Source organism: Proteiniphilum propionicum (assembly GCF_022267555.1).
In the GTDB taxonomy this organism is placed as follows: Bacteria; Bacteroidota; Bacteroidia; order Bacteroidales; family Dysgonomonadaceae; genus Proteiniphilum; species Proteiniphilum propionicum.
The window spans coordinates 3,193,827-3,218,627 of record NZ_CP073586.1; the positions used below are offsets into that span (position 1 = coordinate 3,193,827).

The following is a 24,801-nucleotide window of genomic DNA, read 5'->3' on the forward strand; positions in this document are numbered from 1 at the left end:
CGATTGCAATGAAAGAGGCTTTTAGAAATCCCTATGTTTGCAAAAGCAATAACATTAGGAGTATTGTTATTTATTGAGGATTCACTGATGAAACAAAATATCAGAGACACAAAATTTATTCTGTATCCCTGATATAATCAGTATCCCTGTAATAAAGGCAAAAAGTGGTAATAATTATGCATTCATTCCCCCACAAACATTTATCACCTGCCCACTGACATACGAAGAGAGGTCTGAAGCAAGAAAAAGGGCTACATTCGCAACATCTTCGGGCGTACCTCCGCGACGAAGAGGAATTTGCTTTGCCCATTCTTTTCTTACCTCTTCAGACAATTGACCTGTCATATCGGTTATGATAAAACCCGGAGCAATGGCATTTGCACGGATACCACGTGACCCAAGCTCTTTTGCTATAGATTTTGCCAGGCCTATCATGCCTGCTTTTGAAGCCGAGTAGTTAGCCTGTCCCGCATTTCCTGAAACACCAACCACAGAACTCATATTCACAATGCTGCCCGATTTCTGTCGCATCATCACAGGTGTAACAGCATGGATAAAGTTGAATGCCGACTTCAGGTTCACATTAATTACCGCATCCCATTGCTGTTCGCTCATCCTCATCATCAATCCATCTTTAGTAATACCTGCATTATTGATAAGTATGTCGATACGGCCGAAATCCTTTATTATCTCATCAACTATTTTGTGAGTCTCCTCAAAATTAGCAGCATTGGATGCATATCCCTTGCACTTAACACCAAGCGAGGCAATTTCACGCTCAGTGGCTGCCCCCACCTCATCTATAGTTAAATCTGTGAACGCGATGTTTGATCCTTCCGACGCAAACTTCAAAGCTATGGCTTTACCAATACCACGTGCGGCGCCGGTTATTACCGCTGTTTTTCCTTCTAGTAACTTCATTTGATTGATTATTATTAAAATATCTATTTGGTATATAACCCATTTAAAACGAGGTTCGAGATAATATCCCTATCCTCTTTTTTGTTATATTCTAGTTTCATTACACCACGGATAACAGGCACCTCAAGACCTTTAAATGCATAGTGCAGAATTTCGGCTGTCTGCCTTACATCTTTAATCTGAAAGATAGCGCTGTCACACCCATCCTGCAAGATAGTCTCAAGATAATGAATCTCTTTCTTGTCGAACTCCTTGCGCACATTCTCCACCTGCCATATATCTCTGAAAAAATCGGCCCGGAGTGTACCGTTTCGTGTAACTACCTCTTTTATTGCATTTAGCCGCGTAAAAGCCAACAAAAGAAGTTTTTCATCGTTGGGCATATCACGCTCAACCACCTCTTCAAGCTTATTGTACAGTACTTTTAGCTCAGACTCTATAACTGCCTTGTAAATATCGTTCTTGCTGCTGAAATAGGTGTACAATGTTCTCCTTCCTCTTTGAGAAGCCTCTGCAATATCGTTCATAGTCGTATTCTCGACACCCTTTTTCGCGAAAAGTTGCCGGGCTACGTCTATAAGATTATTCTTCGTTTTAGATATTGCTGCAGACACTTTACTTTGCACATTTCATTTATTTATGTGCAAAAATAAAACAAAGATTTAATATTCCGAAAGTAAATGGGTAAAAAAAAGCGAAATAGTGCTTTCGGCTGGCTTAAGTAATCCAAAACAGGAGAAATTGACTGCTTTTAACAGTTTTCTTTAAACAGTTCTGCAGCCTTACACAGCTCGTTATACCAATCCTCACCAAATCTCCTTATCAACGGTTCTTTTAAAAACCGGTAAAGAGGTATCCCCTCTTTTTGTCCAAGATTAAGTGCAGGCTTGCAGAGATACCACCGCTGGTAATTGACAGCTGTAAAATTATTATACTCATTAAGCCGGATAGGGTATAAATGGCAAGATATTGGTTTTTGAACTGAAATCCTCCCCTCTCTGTATGCTTTGTCAATTGCGCACTTGCATACGCCATTCTCATCGAAATAGGTAAAAACACACTCCTTGCCTTCTATTATTGAGGTAACCAGTTCTCCATCATTATCTATATATGCTATTCCCTGATCATTGATCAATTCAATCGCTTTGGCGGAGAGCTCATCCCGGATATCCGGCAGAATTTCTTTTATTTGTTCAAACTCCTCTCTAGTAAGTGGCGCTCCCGACTCACCCTCAACGCAACATTGCCCTTTGCATTTACAGAGGTTACAGATAAATTGTTCTTCGAAAATATCGTCCGATATTAATGTATTCTGAATTTGTATCATTATTGTTCGTTACTTAACTTTCGCTTGTGTTAGTTGTTATCATTTACAGCTAAATATAAGACTTAGGATAGCTGTTTAGCTGTTACCGCAACACGTTAGAAAATTGAATTAGTCAGCAAGAATCAACTTCAGTTTGTACTGAGGTTCTTAAATTTTTTTTGTATAACCAGAACAGTAGAATTGTCAGCAGCAAGCAAATTAGTGCCATAATTGCAAAGGGTGCAGTGATCTCACTGTTTTCAATATTGTACAACCATTCACTGTCTCTACAGAAATAGGCCAGCACAATAACTGTAGCGTTATTCACAAAGTGCATAAGTACAGGTATCCACAGATTCTGTGTGTAGAGAAAAAGGTAGCCTAACAGGGCTCCCAACAACAATCTTGGAAAAAAGCCATAAAATTGAAAATGCACTACACTGAATATCAATGCGCCAATCCACACAGCCATATGCCCATTTCTGAATTTCTCCTGTATAAGCTGTTGTAATGCGCCGCGAAAAAACATCTCTTCCGCAACAGCTGCAAGTCCGGCTATCATAAACAGGTTCATGAAAAGGCGCCCGATACCTTCACCGGATAACAGCAAATCGGTTGTTTCCTGTGCAGCATCCTCCATAGAACGCATCCACTGTTCAGCAATCTGCATCGATTCTGGGAGTTCAATGCCTTTATTCCATTGTGTAAGGAGAAAAACCGGTATATAAGAAAGGAGAAAAACCATTATTGCTAAAATAATTTTCCTCCCTGCATGCTCTTTGTCCACCATCTTCAGGTATTGCGCTGCCCCGGGAAAACTCCATCCGGTTACAAGATATGCAGGCATAACGAATGCAAAAAAAGCCTGTAATCCCGAACTCAGATATATGATTGTTACCCCGCCCTCTTCAACGCCTGTAACAGCCGAGAAAGCAATCAATATGCTCCCGGCCAGAAGCAGACCGATAAACATGAGTAAAAAAAGATATACAATTTTTGTACCAGCAGTAACCGAAGTAAGAATTTGTCGCATCTTTTCTGTTTTGGAATGCAAAGATAACTAAATAATAATTCAGGCAACTCCTCTTGTAGTAAAACACGGATGTAAAATATTTTTTGCAAATTGGAAGAATAACACTAATTTTGCAGTTTTATTTAAAAAATCATTTCAATCGGTTGAATTTTACCGACTTTCAACAAAAACTAATCACTCAGTATAATGAAGTCAACACTGAATAAAACAGACGAAGTAAACGGAACTATTGTCATTGAGCTGGAAAAAGCAGATTATCAGGAAAATGTAGATAAGTCACTTAATCAATTCCGTCAAAGAGCCAATATTCCGGGATTCCGCCAGGGCAAAGTGCCTAAAAGCCTGATACAGAAGCTATATGGCAAAGCTGTAAAGGCAGATGAGATCAATAAAATTGTGACAGATGAAGTTGGCAACTTCATTCGCGACAACAAACTGAAAATTCTGGGTGAACCTCTTCCCGATAATAGTGATGAGAAATTAGTTGATCTGGAGAATGACGAAATACTGAAATTCTATTTCGATGTTGCCCTTACTCCCGAATTCGACCTTCTCCTGGATAAAAGTGTTGAACTGACCTGCCACAAGGTCCTTTTGGAAGAAAATCTCCTGGATGAGCAGATGGATGCCTATAAGAAGAATTACGGCACTTATCTCTCTGTTGAAGATGAAGCAAAAGAAACAGACCTGATAAAGGGGACCCTCACCGAATTGAGCGACAGTGAAGATAAAGACAACCTGCAGGTGATAGAAAACGCTATTCTTATGCCTTCATATATTAAGGATGAAGAGATAAAAAGCAGCTTCACAGGTTCCAAAGCGGGCGACAAAGTGGTATTCAACCCAAAGAAAGCATATGATAATAATGAAGCAGAGATAGCATCACTGTTACAGACAACCAAAGATAAGGTAAAAGATATTGATTCCGATTTTTCCTTAGAGATTAAAGAGGTGACCCGTTATCAGGAGGCAGAAATGAACCAGGAGCTTTTCGACCGTGTACTTGGCGAAGGCGTGGTTACTACAGAAGAGGAGTTCAGGACAAGGATAAAGTCAGAGCTTGAAAAACAATTTAAGCCCAATGCCGACCATCTATTCATCCATGAAGCAAGAGATATCATCGTAGAAAAGATGAAAGAGGTTAAGTTTCCCGATGAGTTTCTGAAACGGTGGTTGCTTGAAACAGGTGAAAACAGAACATCAGAGCAGGTGGAAGATGATTATCCGAAAATTCTGGAAGATCTTAAGTTCCACATTGCAAAACAGAAAATTGCGGAAGAAAATAATATCAGCGTCGAATTCGCTGATATTGAAGCGTTGGCAGCAGAGGTGGCAAAAGCCCAATTTGCACAATACGGAATGACCAATCTGCCAGCAGATGTGCTGCAGAACTACACAAAAAGCATGTTGGAGAAAGAGGAGACTGTTCAAAATCTTTACGACAAAGCTACAGAAGACAAGATTATTGACTGGTTAAAAGAGAATGTAACTGTCATTGAAAAAGAGATCTCTTCCAAAGAGTTCAATGATTTGATGAATGAACGCACTCGTTTGCAGGAAGAGAATTGATTGTTTTTCACTGTTTTATTTTGCATTTCAATTATTCTTTATAATTTTGTTAGGTGAATGGAAAACATAAAACTGTTTTCCATGATATTCCGGTACTGTTTTTGCAACTGTTCATCTGACAACTTAAGTTGAACATTCCAAAAAAAAGATTTATGAACAACGATTTTAGAAAATACGCGGTAAAACATTTGGGTATGAGCGGATCAAGGCTTGACAGTTATATGAATATAACAAGTCAGGGAGGGGGAGGCTATATCTCACCAACAATCATAGAGGAACGCCAGCTCAATGTTGCACAGATGGATGTTTTTTCCCGCCTGATGATGGACCGCATCATCTTTCTAGGGACCAGCATCGACGATTATACAGCCAACGTGATTCAGGCACAACTTCTTTATCTCGACTCCTCCGACCCGGGCAAGGATATCTCAATATACATCAACTCTCCCGGTGGATCGGTATACGCAGGATTAGGCATTTATGACACAATGCAGTTTATAACAAGTAACGTATCAACCATTTGCACCGGCATTGCCGCATCTATGGCTGCCGTTCTTCTGGTATCAGGCTCTGAAAAAAAACGTTTCGCTCTCACTCACTCCCGGGTAATGATACATCAGCCTATGGGAGGTGTTCAGGGACAGGCATCCGATATAGAGATCACTGCCCGTGAAATAGCTAAAATCAAACAGGAACTGTACACCATTATTTCCAATCACTCCGGTAAGCCTATCGATGATGTATCAAAAGACTCCGACCGTGATTTCTGGATGACCGCAACCGAAGCCAAAGAGTATGGCATGGTGGACGATGTTCTTATTAAAAAGTAATCAAGAATGGCAAAAAAAGCTAACAGCAGCAATCATTGCAGTTTTTGCGGCAGAAGCGAACAGGAGGTAAACCTTCTTATTTCGGGGATGACTGGTTTTATTTGCGACATGTGTACTGAGCAGGCACACGAGATTGTTAACGACTCGTTCAAGAGTACCGGCAAGACCGATTCAGGTATTTCACTGTCCTCACTCCCCAAACCTGCTCAGATCAAAGAGTTTCTTGATCAATATATCATCAAACAGGACAACGCAAAACGTTTTCTATCGGTTTCGGTTTACAACCACTACAAACGAATTTTACAGAAAAACGTGAAAGATGATGTTGAGATAGAAAAGTCCAACATAATTATGGTTGGCGCAACCGGTACAGGGAAAACGTTGCTGGCAAGAACCATAGCTAAAATGCTGCAGGTCCCTTTTACCATTGTTGATGCAACTGTCCTTACCGAAGCAGGTTACGTGGGAGAAGATATTGAAAGTATTCTCACCCGTCTGCTGCAGGTAGCCGATTACGATGTAAATGCCGCTGAGAGAGGTATCGTCTTTATAGATGAAATAGATAAGATAGCACGGAAGAGCGACAATCCTTCCATTACCAGAGATGTCAGCGGCGAAGGTGTTCAGCAGGGATTACTTAAGCTGCTGGAAGGTTCGGTAGTTAATGTCCCCCCGCAGGGAGGCCGGAAACATCCTGAACAGCGAATGATTGCGGTAAACACCAAAAACATACTCTTTATTTGCGGTGGCGCTTTTGACGGAATAGAAAAGAAAATAGCCCAGCGGCTCAATACACGTGTGGTAGGATATGCCGCCAGCAATCAAAAGGCAACTATCGACAGGAACAATCTGATGAAATATATTACTCCGCTCGACCTGAAATCATTTGGGCTCATCCCCGAGATCATCGGGCGCCTTCCTATTCTCACCTACCTGGAGCCACTGGATAGAGACGCGCTGCTACGCATACTTGTGGAACCGAAAAACTCCATCATCAAACAATATCAGAAGTTGTTCGAGATGGATGGAGTAGCTCTCACTTTCGACCGGGATGCATTTGAATATATTGTGGACAAAGCTATTGAGTTCAAGCTTGGGGCACGCGGATTGCGTTCTATCGTTGAAGCAATAATGATTGATGCAATGTTCACTCTGCCTACTGATGATAAGAAGAAACTTCACGTAACGCGTAAATACGCTTCCGATCAACTGGAAAATTCAGATTTACACCAATTGAGAGTTGCCTGAAATATTCCCGATAATTTTCGGATAATCAATCCGCCGGTAGATGAAAATTCGCCGTGTGAAATATAAAAAACGCATGTCCGGCTTGCGTTTTTTTAATTGTGAAACGAACATTTTACAACAATTTCAAAGAAACTGATTATAATTGGGTTTTGTAAACTGCCTGCAATAAGAAGAATATAAACACCAAAAAAAAAAGTAAAATTAAAGTGTTATTTTTTTCTCAATTTTGTTTTTATTGTTGGAAATATGAAATACTTTTTTAATTTTGTACATAACTTTTGATGACAATTTTTTTACATCAGTGTGATACGTGCAATGGATAAAAAAGAGATACTTTACAAGGGTTTAAAGGAATATTTTGGGTTTGATACATTCAAAGGCAATCAGGAAGCTATCATAAAAAGTGTCTTATCCGGAAAGGATACTTTTGTATTAATGCCCACTGGCGGAGGAAAATCGCTATGCTACCAGCTACCGGCTCTGCTTATGGAGGGCACGGCAATTATTATATCACCGCTTATCGCACTTATGAAGAATCAGGTTGATGCCATGAGAAATTACAGCGAGGAGGATGGCGTTGCACACTTTTTAAACTCATCACTTAACAGGCAGGAGATTGAAGAGGTAAAAAAGGATATTCTTTCAGGTTTAACAAAAATGCTGTATGTGGCTCCCGAGTCGCTCACAAAAATAGAAAACGTTGAGTTCCTGCGAAATATTCAAATTTCGTTTTACGCGGTAGATGAAGCACACTGCATATCGGAGTGGGGACACGATTTCCGTCCTGAATACCGCCGTATCAGGCCAATCATCAGTGAAATATGCCCGAAACCAATCGTAGCCCTTACAGCAACGGCAACACCCAAGGTTCAGCACGACATTCAAAAAAACCTTGGCATGCATAATGCAGTGGTCTTTAAATCGTCTTTCAACCGTCCCAATCTCTATTACGAAGTCCGTAATAAAACAGAACAGATAGACAAGGAGATTATCAAATATATTCTCTCGCAGGGGAGAAAATCGGGCATTGTATATTGCCTTAGCAGAAAAAAGGTGGACGATTTCGCCGAAATCCTGCAAGCAAACGATATAAGGGCATTACCTTACCACGCAGGGATGGATGCTGCCACACGCAGTTATAATCAGGATGCCTTCCTTATGGAGCAGGCAGATGTGATAGTGGCTACCATAGCATTTGGCATGGGCATAGATAAGCCTGACGTACGTTACGTGATACATTACGACATACCAAAAAGCCTGGAGGGTTATTACCAGGAAACCGGCCGTGCCGGCCGCGATGGGGGCGAAGGGAAGTGTATTGCCTTCTACTCCCATAAAGACTTGCTTAAACTGGAACGTTTTATGCAGGGAAAACCAGTTTCCGAACAGGAGATAGGTAAACAGCTGCTGCTGGAAACAGCCGCCTACGCAGAGTCATCAGTATGCCGGAGAAGAGTGTTATTGCACTACTTTGGCGAAAATTATAATGAAACTAATTGTAAAAATTGTGATAATTGTCTAAATCCAAAGAAGAAAGTGGAAGCAAAAGAGTTACTTATTACTGTATTAGAAGCGATTATTGCTCTTAAAGAAAAACAAAAAGCCGATTATGTTGTCGATTTCCTCATAGGAAAAGAGTCGTCCGATATTGAAACCTACGGGCACAACGAACTGGAAGAGTTCGGGACAGGTGCAGACGAAGAAGATAGTACCTGGGAGGTGCTTATCCGTCAGGCATTGCTGGACAACTACCTGAGAAAGGACATCGAAAACTACGGTATTCTAAAAATCACCAAAAAAGGAAAAGAGTTTTTAAAAAACCCCGTGTCTTTTAAGATAACTAAAGACGATGAAGATGAGGATGATATGTCTGATCTTGAAAGTGAAGATTCAGATGCTTTAGCCTCGTCCGGGGCCAGTGGCGGTGCGGCCGATCCTGTACTTTTCTCTATGATGAAAGATCTGAGAAAGAAGCTGTCGAAAAAACTGAACGTGCCCCCCTATGTGATTTTTCAGCCCTCATCGTTAGAAGCAATGGCAACCTCCTACCCCATCACGCTGGAAGAACTGCAAAATATACCGGGCGTGGGAGCAGGGAAAGCAAAACGATACGGTAAAGAATTTGTGGAGCTGATAAAAAAACATGTTGAGGAGAATGATATCACTCGTCCCGAAGACCTCCGAGTGAAGACAGTAGCCAACAAGTCGAAGCTAAAAGTATCTATAGTACAGGCCATTGACCGCAAAGTAGCACTTGACGACCTTGCAGAATCAAAAGGTATAGATTTCAATGAAATGCTTTCCGAAGTGGAAGCAATTGTTTATTCAGGTACCAAAATCAATATCGATTATTTTCTCGAAGAGGTTATGGACCCGGATGTGATGCAGGATGTGTATGCCTATTTTAAGGAGGCGGAAACAGATGATCTCGACAGTGCACAGGAAGAGCTTTCAGAATATACGGAAACGGAGATTCGCCTCGTTCGTATCAAGTTCTTTTCTGACATGGCCAATTAGAGCTAAAAAAGAAAAATAAACTATTTTACACCTTCATCGTTATTATTAGGATGGGTGTATGAAATATGAAATACTTACAAAAAATAAATAGTCCCGGTGATCTGAAAAAACTCAGTGTTGACGAACTGAAAACTGTTTGTGATGATCTGAGAGAATTCATCATTGAACAACTGTCGCACAACCCCGGGCATTTCGGATCGAGCCTGGGTACGGTGGAGTTGACAGTGGCACTCCATTATCTATACAATACACCTTACGACAGGCTCGTATGGGATGTAGGGCATCAGGCATACAGCCACAAAATACTTACCGGGCGGCGCGGACTCTTTTCAACCAACCGCAAACTGGGAGGACTTTCCGGATTCACTAATCCCAATGAAAGTGAATACGATACTTTCATTGCCGGACACGCATCAACCTCCATTTCGGCAGCGCTGGGAATGGCAGTTGCAGCTAACCTCAACAATGAAAACCGTCACATAGTTGCAATCATTGGCGATGGTGCAATGACGGGCGGCCTGGCATACGAGGGAATCAACAATGCCTGTTCACAACCCAACAACCTGCTTATTATCCTTAACGACAACGATATGTCTATCGACAATAATGTTGGAGGAATTCAGGACTACCTGGTGAAACTGACTACATCGGCCAAATATAACAGGTTCCGTAACAACCTTTACCAGGGTTTCAAAAAACGGAAGCTAATCTCCGAGAAAGAAAAAAATCTGGTATTGCGATTCAACAACAGCGTAAAATCGCTTCTCACTAAAGAACAAAATATTTTTGAGGGATTCAACATACGCTATTTCGGTCCGGTTGACGGTCACGATCTGCCGGGACTTATCCGCATTCTAAGAAACATCAAAGATATGCAGGGTCCTAAACTGCTGCACATTAAAACGGTTAAAGGAAAAGGATTCAAGCCTGCAGAGAAATCGGCCACGGTATGGCATGCTCCGGGACTTTTCAATAAAGAGACTGGTGAACGTATTCTAAAGGATAATAAGGATCAGCCACAACTATATCAGGATGTTTTCGGACATACACTCGTTGAGATGGCAGAGAAAAACTGCAAGATTGTGGGTGTTACACCGGCAATGCCTACCGGCTGTTCCATGACCTATATGATGGATAGATTTCCCAACCGGGTTTTCGATGTAGGTATTGCCGAGGCGCATGCGGTAACCTTCTCTGCAGGTATGGCCAAAGAGGGGCTTATTCCTTTCTGCAACATCTACTCATCATTCATGCAGCGTGCTTATGATCAGGTTATTCACGACGTTGCCCTTCAGAAGCTGAAAGTGGTTATGTGTCTCGACAGAGCCGGGCTGGTAGGTGCCGACGGCCCCACTCACCACGGTGTATTCGATCTGGCATACTTGCGGCCGATACCCAATCTGGTAATCTCAGCACCTTTTAATGAGCATGAGCTACGAAACCTGATGTACACAGCTGTATATGGTAACGACGGGCCATTTGTGATTCGCTATCCACGGGGACAAGGTGAGATCACCAACTGGCAGAACGAACCTCAGATACTCACTATAGGAAAAGGACGAAAACTTAAACAAGGAAAAGAGATTGCCCTTCTCTCAATAGGAGCTATAGGCAACAACGCGTCTAAAGCAATTGCCGAGGCAGAGAAGTTAGGTATAAGTGTGGCACATTACGACATGGTTTTCTTGAAACCTGTAGATGAAGAGTTACTTGAAGAGGTTGCGAAAAAATACAAATATATTATAACTGTTGAAAACGGAGTTATTAAAGGTGGTTTGGGAAGTGCTGTACTTGAGTTTCTGGCAGAAAACGACTACAGTAACATTCATTTACACCGCATAGGCATCGGCGATGAATTTGTGACACACGGGTCGGTTAAAGAGCTTCAGCAACTAACCAAAATTGACGAGAACAGCATCCTGGAAAATATTATTAAGATAAATGATAAACTAAATAACCGAAGCAGCGATATACTGCCTACAATAGAACCCATAGCCTCCACCAACATAATACACAATCGTTTCATAGTCAAATAAAATAATTGTAACATAGTAAATGAAAATCTTAATTGCCGGTGCAGGCGCCGTGGGAACTCACCTCGCGAAACTTCTGGGACAGGAGAATCACAATATAACACTGATGGACGACGACAAAGACCGTCTATCTATGATAAACGACAATACAGATATATTGACATATATCGGCAACTGCACTTCACTTAAAGATCTCACTGACGCAGGTATTACCAATTCCGATCTTTATATTGGCGTAACCACTGAGGAGTCAAGGAATATCACTTCATGTATGCTGGCATCCAACCTGGGAGCAAAAAAAACACTTGCCCGCATAGATAATTACGAGTACCTGCTGCCTAAAAATACCGGATTCTTCGAAAAACTGGGAATCAATTCAATGATCTACCCTGAACTGATGGCCGCAAAGGAGATCGCAATGGCGCTTAAAACACCCTGGACACGCTTTTGGTGGGAGCTATGCAACGGAACAGTGATACTTTCTGCTGCAAAAGTAAGAGAGAATGCTCCCATAGTGAACAAATATCTGCATGAGCTTATGCAAAGCGTGAAACTGTTCCACCTGGTAGCCATCAAACGTGACTCTCACACCATTATACCCAAAGGAAGCGACCAGATACTTCCTAACGACATTCTCTATTTCACCACTTTAAGAAAACACCTGGATTCACTTCCCGAGTTGCTGGGGAAAAAATCTTTCGAAACAAAAAGGATCATTTTCATGGGAGGAAGCCGTATAACAATGCGTACAGTACAGCAACTCCCCCAGAATATCAATATAAAAATAATAGAACAGGACAGAGAACGTGCTGAGATGCTGGTCGAAACAGCTCCTCCAAATGTCACAGTTTTTGTAGAAGATGGGCGCAACACTGAGTTCCTTATACGCGAAGGTATCACCGAAACAGATGCATTCCTCGCTCTCACCGGGAACTCGGAAGCAAATATCCTGAGCTGTATGATGGCAAAACAGTATGGTGTAAAGAAAACTGTTGCAGAGGTTGAAAACATCGATTATATATCGATGGCGGAACGGTTCGACATTGGAACAGTTATCAACAAAAAACTTATTGCAGCCAGTAAGATCTATGAACTGCTGTTGAAAGCCGATGCCTCGAATATAAAAAGCCTCACCATCGCCGATGCAAACGTAGGGGAGGTAATTGCCAAACCCAACTCGAAGGTGACAAAAAAACTTATTAAAAACCTTAACCTGCCCTCCGACATCACTTTTGGAGCGCTTATCAGAAACGGCGAGCCTATGCTTGTAGATGGAGATACACTAATAGAACCTTACGACCAGGTTGTGGTATTCTTCCTAAGTAAATCACTGAGGAGCATAGAAAGCTATTTTAATTAAGATGGTTATATGCTGAAAAAAACTTATGCAATTATTTTTCAGACTCCTGACAATCAGGTAAATAATCGCGACACTTCTGCAAAGCTCACTCTCGTGAGTTAATTGATTGCTTGCCTTCCCCTATTAATTTTTGAAATAAAGCATGTCGTCAATCGCATCAATGATGATAGGCTTTGATTTATCCACCTTACCTGCCAGAAGATCTTTCGATAGCTGGTTCAATACCCGTCGCTGTATAACCCTCTTCACAGGGCGTGCACCGAACTCTGGATCGTAACCGGCAAAAGTGATACTGCGAACTGCTTCATCGGTATATTTGAGTTCGATACCATTCTCCTTCAGCATCCTTCCTACAATACCAAGCTGCAAACGTACAATCTGTTCAATCTCATTCTCCTTCAACGGAGCAAACATGATAATATCATCTACGCGATTCAAAAACTCGGGACGGATAGTTCTCTTCAGCATATCCATCACAATATTTTTCGTGTTTTCAATGATCTCCTCTCGGTTTTCTCTGTTTATTTTTTCAAAGTTCTCACGAATAAGTTCAGATCCCATGTTTGAGGTCATGATGATAATGGTGTTCTTGAAGTTCACTACCCTGCCCTTGTTGTCAGTGAGGCGACCATCATCCAGCACCTGAAGCAGAATGTTAAACACATCAGGGTGCGCTTTTTCTATCTCATCAAACAGCACCACAGAATAGGGTTTGCGACGAATAGCCTCGGTAAGCTGTCCCCCTTCATCATAACCCACATATCCCGGAGGGGCCCCGATCAATCGCGTAGCACTGAATTTCTCCTGATATTCGCTCATATCAATACGCGTCATCATATTCTCATCATCGAAAAGATACTCGGCCAATGCCTTTGCCAGCTCTGTCTTGCCCACACCCGTTGTCCCAAGGAAAATAAACGAGCCTACAGGACGCTTAGGATCGCTCAAACCGGCGCGACTGCGGCGTACGGCATCAGCGACGGCAGTTATGGCCTCTTCCTGGCCAACAACACGTTTATGAAGCTCATCTTCCAGCTGAAGCAATTTCTCACGTTCACTCTGCAGCATCTTGCTAACAGGAATTCCGGTCCAACGCGACACTACATCGGCAATATCTTCAGCATCAACCTCTTCCTTTATCATAGCTCTTCCGCCCTGGCGCTCATGAAGCTGATTCTGCAGATCTTTTATTTCGTTTTCTTTTTCCTTAATTCTTCCATATCGCAATTCGGCTACCTTCCCGTAGTCGCCCTCACGTTCGGCACGATCGGCCTCGAACTTTGCATCTTCTATATCAATTTTTGCCTGCTGGATCTTATTGATAAGCTCTTTCTCAGCCTTCCATTTGGCTTTCTGTTCAGACTCCTCGTCTTTCAGATTCCCAATCTCTCTGGTCAGAAGATCTTCTTTTTGTTTGTCATCCTCACGCCTAATAGCTTCACGCTCAATCTCAAGCTGCTTTATCCTGCGCATAATCTCATCCAGCTCTTCCGGAACGGAATCCACCTCCATACGTAGCTTGGCAGCAGCCTCATCCATAAGGTCAATAGCCTTGTCGGGCAAAAAACGATCGGTGATATAGCGGCTTGAAAGCTGTACAGCAGCGATGATAGCCTCATCTTTAATTCGCACCTTGTGGTGGTTCTCATACCGCTCTTTCAGTCCGCGAAGAATGGAGATACTGTCAGATTCACCCGGCTCATCCACCATAACCGTTTGGAAACGACGTTCAAGAGCTTTGTCTTTTTCAAAATATTTCTGATACTCATCGAGTGTGGTAGCACCAATAGCCCGCAGATCCCCACGTGCCAGCGCTGGTTTCAGAATATTGGCGGCATCCATTGCACCTTCACTTTTTCCTGCACCTACCAGCGTGTGGATCTCGTCAATAAAGAGAATAATCTCTCCGTTCGATTTTGTCACCTCGTTTATAACAGACTTCAGACGCTCCTCAAACTCTCCCTTGTATTTTGCGCCTGCAATAAGTGCCCCCATATCGAGAGAATAGATCTGCTTGCTTTTAAGATTCTCCGGCACATCGCCTCGGATAATTCGGTATGCGAGTCCTTCGGCAATAGCCGTCTTACCCGTCCCCGGCTCACCAATAAGAATGGGGTTGTTTTTGGTACGCCTGCTCAGGATCTGCAGCACTCTTCTAATCTCCTCATCACGACCGATAACTGGATCTAGCTTACCGTTTCGCGCTTGCTCCGCCAGGTTCACCGCATATTTACCCAGTGACTGGTATGTATCTTCAGCCGATTGGCTTGTTACCTTCTCACCCTGCCGAAGGTCCCGGATAGCCGACTGCAGCTGGCTGAGTGAAATACCTGCATCTTTCATCATCTGCGAAGCGCTGTTCTTCTCGCTCAGGATTGCAAGCAGCAAATGTTCAAGAGAAACAAACTGGTCTCCCATCTTGCTTGCGTAATCAGCCGCTTTCTGAAAAACAGCATTTGCCTCCCTGCTCAGCATAGGTTCGCCACCCGACACCCGGGGGTATGATTCAATTTCACTGTCTACAACCTTTTCCAGGTTCCGGCCATTCACCCCAAGCTTCTGAAACAGAAAGCCAGTCACATTCTCACCAACCAGCATAACCCCTTTGAGAAGATGTGCCGGTTCAATCATCTGCTGATTGTTACCCTGTGCCAGATTTATCGCTTTTTGCACCGCTTCCTGCGCCTTTATTGTAAAATTATTGAAATTCATATATCCATTATCCTTTCTTTTTAATATTGTTGAGTCCGCTCCGAAAAGTCGGAGTGATAATTTAGTTTAAAATTTTTTGTACAATAAATTTTATAAATCAGGTAAATTTCACCTGAAAAGTTCTTTGAAATATTTGCGTATATAGCTATTATTCACTACCTTAGTAGGGCTTAAAACTGTATAATATGTTCAAAAAATCGGACGAAAACCCTCAATTGGGCATTTTTTCATCACCGACGGAGTACTTCAGAGACTCTAAGAAGAAAGAATACCTAAAAAATGACTCCTGGCATAACCGGTTCCGAAACCATGTTGTAATGCGTGTGGATGAGTCTATTTTCAGACCACTTTATTCTAATGGAACGGGGGCTCCTAATGCCTCTATCCGTATTTTGGTCGGTATGATGATCCTCAAGGAAGGCCAGGGATGGAGCGACGCACAATTGTTTGAGAACTGCGCATACAATTTACTTGTTCGCAGTGCTCTGGGTCTGATGTCGTTAGAGGACGCTGAGCCTGTTTCATCCACTTACTACCTTTTCCGTCGCAATCTGGTTGACTATGCAAGGGAACACGGCGAAGACCTGTTCAAAAAGTGCCAGGGGCAAATCACCCGTGACCAGCTATTGGAGTTTGAGGTGAGCGGCAAGCAGGTGCGCATGGACAGTAAACTGGTCGGCAGCAATATCGCCTGGTACTCCCGTTACGAGTTGATTCATGAAACCCTGCGTCTGTTTATCAATGAAAGGGAGGAACATATCTTCAATAAGAGCCTGTCCAAAGAGATGTTTTCCCTTATCGAAAGCATACAGGGTGAAACGGGCAACAAGGTGGTGTACCGCAGTACAAAGGCCGAGGTTGATGCCAGGTTCGTTGAACTGGGCAAACTGATGTACCGTTTTATAGGGCTCTTCAAGAAGCATGACTATGGTCATTACCAGACCCTTAAAGCGGTTTTCGAACAACAATACTCGGTTGGCAGGGACAAAACTGTCGTTCCTCTGGAAAAGGAGAAAGTCAGCGCCAAATCCATACAGTCACCCCATGACACCGACTGCCATTACCGTGACAAAGACGGCAACAAGGTCAAAGGGTATTCGGTGAACGTCACCGAGACATGCGACCAACCGGGAGATGACAAAGATACGGCATTGAACCTGATAACCGATACCGAGGTAACGGTGGCATCGGCTCCGGACAACGGCTTCCTTGAACAAGCCCTGGATCGGACACAGGAAATAATATCCGACAAAATAGAGAAAGTATATGCCGACGGGGCTTACCACAGTGCTGATAATCAGGAGTATTGCCAAAGCGATAAAAAATGGCATCGAGCTGATACTCACAGGCATGCAAGGCCCCGCACCGAGATATGACATCCGTTTGGACGAACAGAATGAAATCAATTTAATAGTAACCGACAACAAAACAGGAACAACAATACAGGCACAACGGGTAAAACTCCGCAAAGACAAAACACAGAGGAAATGGAGGATCAAGACTGAAGAAGGAAAATACCGCTACTTCGATGAGGATAACCTCAGGGCTGCCGCTCTGAGGAAGAAATTGGACGATATCCCGATAGATGAAAAAAATATCAGGAACAATGTCGAAGCAAGCATTTTCCAGTTAGGATACCATTACCCGAATGACAAGAGCCGTTACAGGTCACTTGCCAAGCACAAACTATGGGCATACTCCCGCTCGTTGTGGATAAACTTCGTCAGGATAGTGAATTATATGACGCGAATAAGTCAAAGAGCGCTTTTTTGGCAAAAACTGCCACAATATATAATTAATTTATGTTTCAATATGTATATTATTGTAAACATACTTTCAATTAATAAAAACAATCACATTTGTCCGGTTAAACTTCATTTTTCAGCAATTTGAAAAAATGGGGTTTTCAGAGCAGACTCATTGTTTAATCTGGAACATATCTCACCGGATAAGCCACTTGAAGCAACAGCTAAAAGTGGGCAGCCCTTTCAACCGGGCTGCTTTACCCAAAGCCTGTTCAACGCTGATTCACATCATGGTAAGGTCAAAATCTTTGCCAAAGGACTAATCATGACGTTTTGGCAGTCGAGTATTTATCTGTGAATATATGAAAGTTTATTTACAGTACATTAATAGGTAATATGGCCCAATTGTTTCAGTTATTATACTCTCTTCTTCATTGACTTTCTTAATTCATTAGCCTTCTTAAAAAAGGTCTCATCTTTTCCAAACTCAATAATGCGAGCTACGCTTCCATTGCATACTTTGCAGCTCCCCTTTACCAGAATGTCGTTAAAATGAGTCAGATAAATCTCTTCCACCAAAACTCCTTTTTCAGCAATACTCCTGCAGTGGCTACAAAATACGTTAGCAGAAATTATTGTGTCGTAAAAAATTTTTTGTCCTTTATCGAGTAATATTCCCAATTGAAATTGGTTGATTTCGATTTCATCTTGTCGTTTCATCTTGTCGTTTCATCTTTTGTCTCAGTTTTGTCAATTTATGGTTAATATTTTTTTATACATGGTACAAAGATGAACAGATACTTTGACAACTTTTGTCAATGCTTTCCGCATTTGCAAAAGAAACTGAGAAACTTACATAAAGCAAGCTCCTCTGTTTTTCGCTTTCATATAGACCATTATCCAGCTAATATTCATATCATTATACCGCATTAAGAAAAAGTACTAAACTATTTTCTTTTTTAAATGCTCTGTATAAAGGATACAAATGCACTACAAATTCCATAACCGAACGAATATTTTTTTAATTTTGTGGAACTTCTTTGTACAAATCAACAGGCAACGGATTGAAAAGCAGAACAGAAATAACAAAACTATCGAACGATGAATTGTTTGATCTTTGTAAAAAAGAAGAACAAGCAACCTACTTCGACGAATTATACCGGCGCTATATACCTATGGTATACGGATTATGTCTGAAATACCTGTCTAACGAGGCCGACGCACAAGATGCAGTGATGGATTTGTTTGAAGATGTTTCACAATAACCGATAATGGAAAAATCTATGGACAATGAGATTAAAGCAGCCACAGCACAAGGTAAAAAAGACTTTTACCCGGGTCTCCGCCATGGTCGGAAGTGAGCCGGAAAATAACGTTGAAAGTTGAATTATAAATCTTGTGACAAACGAAAAATTCTATACTGACCGCGAAGAGAAGGCCAACTACATAACACATGGCCTTGGGGTATTGATAAGTATTGCAGCAACTGTTATACTAATTAACAAGGCTATTTCTTCAGGTAACCGTGGTGCAATCATCGCCTATGGGTTATTCGGCATCGGTATGACTATCTGCATGGGCTCCTCCACCATCTATCACTACGTGCGGGATCAAGTTTTAAAAGCCAGGTTACGCCATTTCGACCATGCAAGCATTTATCTTCTTATCGCTGCAAGCTACTCTCCATTCACTATTATCCTGCTTCGCGATGCACAGTTCTGGGGCTGGCTTCTGTTCGGGATAGCCTGGACAACCGCCATTGCTGGTATCGCCTTGAGCTTCAGGAAGCTCAGTAAAAACAGCCACCTGAAAACCGCTTCATATGTAATGATGGGGCTGGTGGCTCTCATCGCTTTCAAACCGTCAATAGAGATTGCTCATGCAAAAAACTGTATGGATGTGATCTACTGGCTGCTTGGGGGAGGCCTGTTCTATATTGCCGGCGCCGTTATATACGCCACTGCCAGACGGGAGTTTGTACACGCTGTATTCCATCTGTTTGTATTGCTGGGACTTGCATGCCATATAACGGCAGCATATCTGATCCCGCTATAGTATTATAGTAAGACTGGGATCGTAAGGCCCTAATCACTACCATTTTTCCACATGCTAACCATCCCTTATAGATACACAAAGTTTTATTAACTCTCAATAAAGCCTCAATCAAAAAAGGCGACCCGCCTTTGTAGCGAATCGCCTTTATGTAGTTTTCAAATCAACTTCGGGCCGTCAGTCATCAGCTTTCAGTTGCCTGCTATAAGTTTTCTGTGATCAGTTTCTCTTCCCAGCTTTATTTAGCCTGTCATCAGCTTTATGTCATCAGTAACAGTACTCGCAAGCCATGAAACATGAAACTCTTCACGATTAATTCTGGATATTAGGTAATTCCAGTCCGTATCCTTTCTTTTTATCCTCTGCTTTCAGCAGGAAAGCAAAAAGAAGTGCCAGAACACCAAAGGATGTAAAAATCATCATTGGAATTGTGTAGTCGTATGTGTTAACGCTCAGTCCGTCGCGAACTGTCTGCCCCGTCACGCAGAACTTCTCGAGCACCCATCCTATCAGAAGAGGGACCCCCATCAATCCCCAGTTTTGTACCCAGAAGATAAGTGAATAAGCTGTACCAAGGCGCTTTTCGGGAACAATCTTGGGTACAGATGGCCACATTGCCGAAGGAACAAGTGAGAAGCCAATACCCAGAATTACGACCAGCACCATCGCAAAAATCCAGTTGTTGAATAGTGGAACGGAGAACAGTGCATGAACCAGAATCAGCAGCAGCGAGCCAATAATCATAATTGTTGCACCTTTCCCTTTCTTGTCATATATACCGCCAAACAGAGGTGTAAGGAGAATATTTCCGAAAGGCAGCAACATAGGTATCATTCCCGCAAGGTCTTCTTTCACTCCGAACTTATTTACCATCAGGTCGGTGGCATATTTAAGAAATGGGAAAACAGCAGAATAGAACAAAACGCACAAGATAGCAATATACCACCATCCTTTATTACCCAGAATCTTTCCTATATCAGATAGTTTAAACTCATCTTCAGAACTACTTTGTTCCATAGAATCCGTTGCCTCCGAAGCATCCAGCTTTTTATCCATCACCACATAAACCAAGAACGAAATAAATCCGATACATAGTCCTATCAGGGCCACCAGCACGGGGCGCGAAACATCAATAATACCTGTAGCTTTTGCGATAGGGATAGAGAAACCCAACGCCATAGCGGTACCTATTCTTGCCATCGCCATCTCCATACCCATAGCCGTGGCCATCTCTTTACCCTTGAACCACTTAACAATAATCTTTGAAACGGTAATTCCGGTCACCTCTACACCCACGGCAAAAACTGCAAAACCGATACTTGCCCATAAGACCTGGGCATCCAGTCCCAAAATGACCTTTCCTGCAAGTGTGTCAGTAGAAATAGCCCAGTATTTTATAGCCGTACCTATCACCATTACAGCTGTGGCACCAATACCTGTCATACGTACTCCCAGTTTGTCGAGAATTATTCCTCCAAATATTAGCATCAGCAGAAAGACGTTAAACCAGCCATATGAGCTTGTGAATGTGCCATAATCAGCACGTGACCATCCGAGTTGTCCCTCAAGCAGTCCGGCCAGGGGGGCCATGATATCCGTTAAAAAATACCCGCACATCATTGTAAAAGCGACGAAGAACAGTGCGGACCACCGTGCCGCTGCAGAATCTCTGAGCGATTTCCTGATTTTTTCTACCATTTCAAATTATTTTAAATTTTAATTGAGTTAAGTTTCGCATATATAAATTACTGGCATATACACCTAAATATAAGACTTTTGTGATTTTATATAGCTCTTATCGTAACACATGTGAAAGTTAATTAATTTATTTTCGAATCTGCAAAGATAATCAATCCGAACAACTTATTCAGAAAATAACCGTATATAATCACATAATCAGAGTTCATCAACCTGAAGTCTGTTAAGGAATGCCACTGTCTTACGAATCTCTTTATACATCACAATATCCTCTTTAATGAATGGCACCTCTTTCCTATACTCCTTTACCACTTTTTCAATCATTTGCGACGATTTTAGTGGGCGTCGGAATTCGAGCGCCTGTGCTGCATTCATCAGTTCAATAGAGAAAATGATATCGAGATTGTCCAGAATCCTTAGAAGCTTAATTGCCGAAGTGGCACCCATGCTCACATGATCTTCCTGGCCATTTGAAGAGACAATTGAGTCAGTACTTGAAGGAGCGCAGTACATCTTGTTCTGGCTAACTACCGATGCCGCCACATATTGTGGAATCATAAAGCCCGAATTAAGACCGGGACTTGCAACCAGGAACTCCGGCAGCTCACGCCTTCCCAATATCAACTGAGCCGTTCGTCGTTCGGAGATATTACCCAGTTCTGCAAGCGCTATAGCCAGAAAATCGTAAGCTATTGCCAGCGGTTGTCCGTGAAAATTTCCTCCAGATATTATCTTATCATCATCAGGGAAGATTGTTGGATTATCGGTCACCGAGTTGATCTCGGTAAGCACCACCGATTTTACGTAAGCGAGGGCATCCTTGGTAGCTCCGTGCACCTGCGGTACACAGCGGAATGAGTACGGATCCTGCAAATGCTTCTTTGCTCTTGAAATGATCAGGCTTCCCTCAAGGAAACTACGTATATTACGTGCAGTCTCCAGCTGTCCACTGTGCGGTCGGATCATATGCAACCTTTCATCGAAAGGCTCCAGGTGTCCATCATATGCATCGAGCGACAATGCAGCTATAAGGTCGGCCCTCTTCGAAAGCCTTTGCGCTTTCATAATGGCATATACACCATGTGCCGACATAAACTGGGTACCGTTCAGCAATGCCAGTCCCTCTTTGCTCTTCAGTCTTATCGGCTGCCAGCCGAACTCATCGAGTACACTCCCTATATCACGTTTGCTTCCCTTATAAAAAACATCACCCACACCTATAAGCGGCAAAAATAGATTTGCCAATGGAGCCAGGTCCCCTGAAGCACCAAGTGATCCCTTATCATACACAACAGGCAGTATATCGTTATTGAACAGATCAAGCATCCTTTGCACTGTAGCCTCCTGCACGCCACTAAAACCTAATGAAAGAGCATGTGCCTTCAGCAAAAACATAAGCTTCACTATAAGCGGTGTAACCTCTTCTCCAACACTACAGGCATGCGATTTTACAAGATTCTCCTGTAATGTGTTCAGGTCATCACCTGAAACAGAATGATTACATAATGAACCGAAACCGGTAGTTATACCGTAAACAGGTTCAGTCTGGTTTTCCATTTTTCTGTCGAGGTAATCGCGGCACTTCCTTATACGTTCCCTAGCCTCGGGAGCCAGCTCCACCTTTATGTTACCAGTAATAATCCTCTCCAGGTCTTCAATGGTGAGATCTTTTTTTCCTATGTAGTAAATATTTTTCATATTAAATCTCATTTTTTGCCCATTCAAATAACTCCCGTTCACTATTGATAGCCTCTTTTTCAAGCAGATCGCATTTTAATGAAAGCTCACTGACAAACTTATCATCCCTAATCCCCCTCAGGTTAATGCGTACGTTAAGCAGTGCGCCCAGAATAGCGGTGCGACATGCCAGCATAGCCACACAACCATCGGTAACTGCATTTTTATTACCACTCTTCACTGTTTCGGCGATAATACCGAGCATACCTGAAGCTCGTTCGGCCACCTCCATCGGCACCAGCGACGCAATTTTAGTAGCTTCCTGAATTTTTCCGGTACGATATTCTTTCTCCTCTTCTGTCTCTTTCGGAAGTTTGTAGGCACTGATAACAAGGTTATATGCATCGCTGTCCCTATCGATATCTTCTATAAAGCGCATCCGCAAATCAGATGCCTTATGTAGGTTCTGCTTCATCATCGCCTCAGCATCAGCATAGTTCTTTTTGCCGATGGTCAAATTAGCCATCATTTCAGTCAATGCCGCAGCAATGGCTCCATTCAGTGCCGATGAACTGCCCCCTCCGGGCAAAGGTTCTTTTCCCGCGGTTTTTTCGAGAAATTGCTTTAAAGTTAAATCTTGTAGCCTCATATTTGTTAAACTATAAATAAAATAATACGGAAATTACTGTATATGATTTTTTGATTTCTTAGCGACAAATACCACAATACAAAGCAGCAGCTCTACTCATTTTCAACTGTTTAAATAAGATTGTGCCAGCTGTTTTCAGAATAAACTAATTTTAATGCAAACTACATACAATTTTCCCCCGTTTCACCACCTTATCCACTATATTCATTCCCACGTGGTAAGGCAGAAACTTGTACGACGGAAACTGCAACAGCACCAGATCCCCCTGTTTACCCACATCTATGCTGCCTGTTATCCCCTCCCTGCCGAGTGCTGCAGCACTGTTGATGGTAAATGCGGTAACAGCCTCTTCAGGTGTAAGCTTCATGTATATACATGCCAATGCAAACAGTAACGGGACAGAAGCCGTGAACGAGCTCCCCGGGTTGAAATCGGTAGCAAGTGCCACTATGCATCCCGCGTCAATCATTTCGCGAGCACGAGCATATTTTTCCCGCAACGAAAAAGCAGTAAGAGGTAATAATGTTGCCACTACACCTTTCTCAGCCATGGCACGTATTCCCTCATCGGAAGCTTGCAGCAGATGGTCAGCCGACAGGCAACGCAACTCCGCCGCCAGCTCTGCACCTCCGAGAGGAGTTATCTCATCGGCATGTATCTTTATCTTAAGCCCTTGCTCTCTGGCGGCTGTCAGATAGCGGCGCGATTGGGCGATAGCGAAAACCCCCTTTTCGCAGAAAATATCCACCGCTTCGGCCAGTTCCCCCTTCACCACAAGTGGGAACATTTCGTTAATATTAAAATCTATATAATCTTCCTCCCTCCCCTGCCATTCGGCGGGGATAGCATGTGCACCCATAAAGGTTGAAACAATATCCACCGGATGGGTTTCGTTGAGACGATGCATCACGCGGAGTTGCTTAAGTTCGGTATCTTTGTCCAGCCCATAGCCGCTCTTTCCCTCTACGGTGGTGATTCCAAGCCGCATCATTGCATCAAGCCTCTGCCTGCCCGTCTCCATCAGCTCCTCTTCCGTCGCTTCACGGGTGGCATTTGTAGTCTTTACAATGCCACCTCCCCGTTCCATTATCTCCATGTAGCTATCGCCCCTCATCCGCCATGAGAACTCTTCCTCCCGGTATCCTCCAAAGATAAAATGTGTATGAGGATCGATAAACCCCGGCAACAGCGCTTTGCCTGTTGCGTCAATAACCCTGTAATCCTGTTCATTTACCGGAAGAGTCTCTCCTGCTTTCAGGATATGAGAGATCAGGCCATCTGTCACTATCACCGTACCGTTTTCAATAACATGTAAATCGGACATTTCCCTTCCTTGCTTCCCCGCGAAACCGCTGCAAGTAACCACCTGCTCTGCATTTTTTATAATCAGGTTATTCATCAGTTATAACTTTTCGTGATACCCCTGGTTTATGCCTTTATTCAAAAGCCAA

General features: G+C 42.7%; 20 protein-coding genes and 1 pseudogene. 11 read left to right on the forward strand and 10 right to left on the reverse strand.

The genetic code is table 11. From position 1 onward, the window contains the following. Positions 1–174 precede the first annotated feature (174 nt). From fabG to KDN43_RS13295, 4 genes are all read right to left on the reverse strand, one after another. Positions 175–921, reverse strand: coding sequence for a 3-oxoacyl-[acyl-carrier-protein] reductase (fabG, locus tag KDN43_RS13280; protein ID WP_238866856.1), 747 nt, complete (start codon positions 919–921; stop codon positions 175–177). A gap of 23 nt (positions 922–944) precedes the next feature. Further along, the gene (locus KDN43_RS13285; RefSeq protein WP_238869480.1) at positions 945–1,535 is read right to left on the reverse strand and encodes a TetR/AcrR family transcriptional regulator; all 591 of its coding nucleotides are present in this window, start codon (positions 1,533–1,535) and stop codon (positions 945–947) included. 137 nt (positions 1,536–1,672) lie between these two features. Continuing rightward, entirely contained in the window at positions 1,673–2,248 is a 576-nt protein-coding gene (locus KDN43_RS13290) for a DUF3109 family protein (RefSeq protein WP_238866858.1), read from the reverse strand. 112 nt (positions 2,249–2,360) lie between these two features. Continuing rightward, positions 2,361–3,260, reverse strand: a complete 900-nt coding sequence (locus KDN43_RS13295; protein WP_238866860.1) for a CPBP family intramembrane glutamic endopeptidase — start codon at positions 3,258–3,260, stop codon at positions 2,361–2,363. 186 nt (positions 3,261–3,446) lie between these two features. Here KDN43_RS13295 and tig point away from each other — a divergent pair, with 186 nt between their 5' ends. From tig to trkA, 7 genes and pseudogenes are all read left to right on the forward strand, one after another. Next, on the forward strand, positions 3,447–4,829 hold the full coding sequence (gene tig, locus KDN43_RS13300; protein ID WP_238866862.1) for a trigger factor: 1,383 nt from the start codon (positions 3,447–3,449) through the stop codon (positions 4,827–4,829). A 152-nt stretch (positions 4,830–4,981) separates the two neighbouring features. Beyond that, a complete protein-coding gene (gene clpP / locus KDN43_RS13305; RefSeq protein WP_238866864.1) occupies positions 4,982–5,659 on the forward strand; it encodes an ATP-dependent Clp endopeptidase proteolytic subunit ClpP in 678 nt (225 codons plus the stop codon). A gap of 6 nt (positions 5,660–5,665) precedes the next feature. Beyond that, entirely contained in the window at positions 5,666–6,907 is a 1,242-nt protein-coding gene (gene clpX / locus KDN43_RS13310; protein ID WP_238866866.1) for an ATP-dependent Clp protease ATP-binding subunit ClpX, read from the forward strand. Between the two features lie 315 nt (positions 6,908–7,222). After that, positions 7,223–9,031: pseudogene (gene recQ, locus KDN43_RS13315) on the forward strand (DNA helicase RecQ); the annotation flags it as partial. A gap of 60 nt (positions 9,032–9,091) precedes the next feature. Next, positions 9,092–9,424, forward strand: coding sequence for a hypothetical protein (locus KDN43_RS16600; protein WP_407681796.1), 333 nt, complete (start codon positions 9,092–9,094; stop codon positions 9,422–9,424). A 65-nt stretch (positions 9,425–9,489) separates the two neighbouring features. After that, positions 9,490–11,460 (forward strand): 1-deoxy-D-xylulose-5-phosphate synthase, encoded by a 1,971-nt coding sequence (dxs, locus tag KDN43_RS13320; protein ID WP_238866870.1) that lies wholly within the window; start codon positions 9,490–9,492, stop codon positions 11,458–11,460. A gap of 19 nt (positions 11,461–11,479) precedes the next feature. Then, positions 11,480–12,817 carry a Trk system potassium transporter TrkA gene (gene trkA / locus KDN43_RS13325; protein ID WP_238866871.1) on the forward strand — a complete coding sequence of 446 codons (1,338 nt, stop codon included), beginning with the start codon at positions 11,480–11,482 and terminating at the stop codon, positions 12,815–12,817. 123 nt (positions 12,818–12,940) lie between these two features. On the opposite strand, the gene clpB is transcribed toward trkA, so the two are convergent. Further along, positions 12,941–15,529 carry an ATP-dependent chaperone ClpB gene (clpB, locus tag KDN43_RS13330; RefSeq protein ID WP_238866873.1) on the reverse strand — a complete coding sequence of 863 codons (2,589 nt, stop codon included), beginning with the start codon at positions 15,527–15,529 and terminating at the stop codon, positions 12,941–12,943. A 185-nt stretch (positions 15,530–15,714) separates the two neighbouring features. On the opposite strand from clpB, the gene KDN43_RS13335 reads away from it, so the two are divergent. Together KDN43_RS13335 and KDN43_RS13340 are read left to right on the forward strand one after the other, a co-directional pair. Next, the gene (locus tag KDN43_RS13335) at positions 15,715–16,905 is read left to right on the forward strand and encodes a transposase (protein ID WP_238866875.1); all 1,191 of its coding nucleotides are present in this window, start codon (positions 15,715–15,717) and stop codon (positions 16,903–16,905) included. Further along, positions 16,880–17,422, forward strand: coding sequence for a hypothetical protein (locus tag KDN43_RS13340; protein WP_238866877.1), 543 nt, complete (start codon positions 16,880–16,882; stop codon positions 17,420–17,422). Before KDN43_RS13335 ends, KDN43_RS13340 begins: the two co-directional genes overlap by 26 nt. A gap of 269 nt (positions 17,423–17,691) precedes the next feature. Here KDN43_RS13340 and KDN43_RS13345 read toward each other — a convergent pair whose 3' ends face one another. Beyond that, a complete protein-coding gene (locus KDN43_RS13345) occupies positions 17,692–17,994 on the reverse strand; it encodes a hypothetical protein (RefSeq protein WP_238866879.1) in 303 nt (100 codons plus the stop codon). Positions 17,995–18,338: 344 nt separating this feature from the next. Between KDN43_RS13345 and KDN43_RS13350 the strand changes: the two genes are divergently transcribed. Further along, entirely contained in the window at positions 18,339–18,539 is a 201-nt protein-coding gene (locus tag KDN43_RS13350) for an RNA polymerase sigma factor (RefSeq protein WP_238866882.1), read from the forward strand. Between the two features lie 133 nt (positions 18,540–18,672). After that, positions 18,673–19,329 (forward strand): PAQR family membrane homeostasis protein TrhA, encoded by a 657-nt coding sequence (trhA, locus tag KDN43_RS13355; protein WP_238866884.1) that lies wholly within the window; start codon positions 18,673–18,675, stop codon positions 19,327–19,329. A gap of 309 nt (positions 19,330–19,638) precedes the next feature. Here trhA and KDN43_RS13360 read toward each other — a convergent pair whose 3' ends face one another. From KDN43_RS13360 to hutI, 4 genes are all read right to left on the reverse strand, one after another. Next, a complete protein-coding gene (locus tag KDN43_RS13360) occupies positions 19,639–21,024 on the reverse strand; it encodes an MFS transporter (RefSeq protein ID WP_238866886.1) in 1,386 nt (461 codons plus the stop codon). Between the two features lie 198 nt (positions 21,025–21,222). Then, positions 21,223–22,722, reverse strand: a complete 1,500-nt coding sequence (gene hutH / locus KDN43_RS13365; RefSeq protein WP_238866888.1) for a histidine ammonia-lyase — start codon at positions 22,720–22,722, stop codon at positions 21,223–21,225. Between the two features lies 1 nt (position 22,723). Then, complete coding sequence (locus tag KDN43_RS13370) at positions 22,724–23,350, reverse strand: cyclodeaminase/cyclohydrolase family protein (RefSeq protein WP_238866890.1); 627 nt, start codon at positions 23,348–23,350, stop codon at positions 22,724–22,726. Positions 23,351–23,501: 151 nt separating this feature from the next. Further along, positions 23,502–24,749 carry an imidazolonepropionase gene (gene hutI, locus KDN43_RS13375; protein ID WP_238866892.1) on the reverse strand — a complete coding sequence of 416 codons (1,248 nt, stop codon included), beginning with the start codon at positions 24,747–24,749 and terminating at the stop codon, positions 23,502–23,504. Positions 24,750–24,801 lie beyond the last annotated feature (52 nt).

Bases quoted from the DNA above. Each gene is read 5' to 3' on its own strand.
- KDN43_RS13370 (WP_238866890.1), bottom strand. From the start codon at position 23,350: ATGAGGCTACAAGATTTAACTTTAAAGCAATTTCTCGAAAAAACCGCG.
- KDN43_RS13340 (WP_238866877.1), top strand. From the start codon at position 16,880: ATGCAAGGCCCCGCACCGAGATATGACATCCGTTTGGACGAACAGAAT.
- trkA (WP_238866871.1), top strand. From the start codon at position 11,480: ATGAAAATCTTAATTGCCGGTGCAGGCGCCGTGGGAACTCACCTCGCG.
- KDN43_RS13360 (WP_238866886.1), bottom strand. From the start codon at position 21,024: ATGGTAGAAAAAATCAGGAAATCGCTCAGAGATTCTGCAGCGGCACGG.
- clpX (WP_238866866.1), top strand. From the start codon at position 5,666: ATGGCAAAAAAAGCTAACAGCAGCAATCATTGCAGTTTTTGCGGCAGA.
- clpP (WP_238866864.1), top strand. From the start codon at position 4,982: ATGAACAACGATTTTAGAAAATACGCGGTAAAACATTTGGGTATGAGC.
- KDN43_RS13295 (WP_238866860.1), bottom strand. From the start codon at position 3,260: ATGCGACAAATTCTTACTTCGGTTACTGCTGGTACAAAAATTGTATAT.
- dxs (WP_238866870.1), top strand. From the start codon at position 9,490: ATGAAATACTTACAAAAAATAAATAGTCCCGGTGATCTGAAAAAACTC.
- KDN43_RS13290 (WP_238866858.1), bottom strand. From the start codon at position 2,248: ATGATACAAATTCAGAATACATTAATATCGGACGATATTTTCGAAGAA.
- KDN43_RS13335 (WP_238866875.1), top strand. From the start codon at position 15,715: ATGTTCAAAAAATCGGACGAAAACCCTCAATTGGGCATTTTTTCATCA.
- hutH (WP_238866888.1), bottom strand. From the start codon at position 22,722: ATGAAAAATATTTACTACATAGGAAAAAAAGATCTCACCATTGAAGAC.
- clpB (WP_238866873.1), bottom strand. From the start codon at position 15,529: ATGAATTTCAATAATTTTACAATAAAGGCGCAGGAAGCGGTGCAAAAA.
- hutI (WP_238866892.1), bottom strand. From the start codon at position 24,749: ATGAATAACCTGATTATAAAAAATGCAGAGCAGGTGGTTACTTGCAGC.
- fabG (WP_238866856.1), bottom strand. From the start codon at position 921: ATGAAGTTACTAGAAGGAAAAACAGCGGTAATAACCGGCGCCGCACGT.
- KDN43_RS13345 (WP_238866879.1), bottom strand. From the start codon at position 17,994: ATGAAACGACAAGATGAAATCGAAATCAACCAATTTCAATTGGGAATA.
- tig (WP_238866862.1), top strand. From the start codon at position 3,447: ATGAAGTCAACACTGAATAAAACAGACGAAGTAAACGGAACTATTGTC.